Annotated in this window: 1 protein-coding gene; it reads right to left on the bottom strand. The window is 67.0% G+C overall.

Annotated features, from left to right (window positions below; genetic code table 11):
* A partial coding sequence (locus tag MTCD1_RS19425; RefSeq protein WP_235013398.1) for a hypothetical protein occupies nucleotides 1-221 on the bottom strand: 221 nt, incomplete at its 3' end.
* Nucleotides 222-264: the final 43 nt, after the last annotated feature.

The following is a 264-nucleotide window of genomic DNA, read 5'->3' as shown; positions in this document are numbered from 1 at the left end:
GTCAATGCTCCGCCCACGGTGGGCACGGGGTTGGCCGGGTCGGCGTAATAACCCAAGGCGGCCTCGTCTGCGCTGGGCAAGCGCTGCGTCAACTGGCGTTGTGCGTCCAGGTACAGCGTCAACGATTGGCTGCCGGGCAGTGGCCATTGCTGTGCGTGCAACCAGCGGCCGCCATGGCGCAGGCGTCCGTTTTCATCCTGGGTACCGCTGCCGCCCCCCATCAAGAACACCTTCACGCTGGCTGGCGGTTGTGGCGTCTCGGGC

Origin of the sequence: Colwellia marinimaniae, from assembly GCF_002207865.1 — a bacterium.
Lineage (GTDB): Bacteria > Pseudomonadota > Gammaproteobacteria > Enterobacterales > Alteromonadaceae > Colwellia > Colwellia marinimaniae.
Note: the sequence above shows the minus strand (reverse complement) of the source record. Positions and strands in the feature narration are given on the sequence as shown.